The following is a 1,174-nucleotide window of genomic DNA, read 5'->3' as shown; positions in this document are numbered from 1 at the left end:
ATCACCATAGTTTTGCCGTCCCTCCCCTATCCGAAAGCCACACCAGTGATCAGAATTTGGGGTAGCAAATCATGAAACCTTTTTGCACGGTTCTGGCAAATGGAGAAGACATCACCAAAACGCTCATGGATTATGTTTTATCAATTGAAATTACCGATGAAGCAGAAAACAAAAGTGATCGTATCACTATAGAGCTTGATGACCGTGCACGTGACAGTGATAACGGCTTTCTTGATATTCCTCTTATCGGGACAGTTATTTCCATAACACTTGGCTATGAAGGCGGGAAAAACCGCGATATGGGAGCCTATCTGATAGACGAAATCTCTGTAAGCAGCCCACCACAAAGCTTAAGTGTTACAGGGCGCGCCGCATCAATGAACACGTCTTACAGAACCCCAAAAAGCCAATCCTATCACCAGCAAACCCTTGGCAGTATTGTTCAAGAGATAGCAGAGCGTAATGGCTATACGCCAAAGGTTGATCCTTCTCTTGCAAAAATCGTTGTGCGTCACATTGACCAAACGGCTGAAAGCGATATGGCTTTTGCTACACGCCTTGCAGAAGAATATGATGCGGTAGCAAAGCCCGTTGATGGCAAACTTGTGCTTGCCAAACGAGGTGAAGGCAAAGCCATTACCGGTGAAACACTCCCTATTGTTGTTATTCATGAGAAACATTGCACCTCTTGGGATTTTAAATACAGCGCACGAGATGAAGCAGGTGCAGCCAATGGCTTAGAAACGGATGTAGGAGACGATCAAAAAGCCGCTGCTGATGCACGAGAACCAGAAGAGATTGATGATGATGAAAACTTTATCCATATGGATGACAGTGACAGAGCACCATCACCATCTGAATCGGAAAAAGCAGAAACAACACCTGAGAAAGAAGAGGAAGACAAAGAGAAAAAAGGCGGTGTTCTCGCAACCTATCATGATTTACGCAGTGGTGAAAAAAAAGAAGTCAAAGTTGGTAACCCACCGTTTCATGAACTCAAATACACCTACCATAACCAATCAGAGGCTGTTGCAGCTATTACCGCTTATCGCAATAAATCATCACGCGGGAAGTCTTCTTTCTCATGTGATATCGGTGGCGATCCCTTTGTGCAAGCAGAAGCAAAGCTTGTTCAAGAGCCCCCTTTCCGCCCCTATATTCCAGCAGAATGGCG

At 45.0% G+C, this 1,174-nt stretch carries 1 protein-coding gene and 1 pseudogene; both read left to right on the top strand.

The window, feature by feature from the left end; genetic code table 11:
- Nucleotides 1-75: pseudogene (locus ACFIKQ_RS08985) on the top strand (phage tail protein); the annotation flags it as partial.
- On the top strand, nt 72-1,174 hold a 1,103-nt coding region (locus ACFIKQ_RS08980; protein WP_375656307.1), incomplete at its 3' end, for a phage late control D family protein. The pseudogene ACFIKQ_RS08985 and the gene ACFIKQ_RS08980, both read left to right, overlap by 4 nt.

The sequence above is a fragment of the Bartonella sp. MR63HLJHH genome (genome assembly GCF_042194155.1).
Taxonomy (GTDB): Bacteria; Pseudomonadota; Alphaproteobacteria; order Rhizobiales; family Rhizobiaceae; genus Bartonella; species Bartonella grahamii.
The sequence above is the reverse complement of the archived record's forward strand: the minus strand, read 5'-3'. Positions and strand labels throughout refer to the sequence as shown.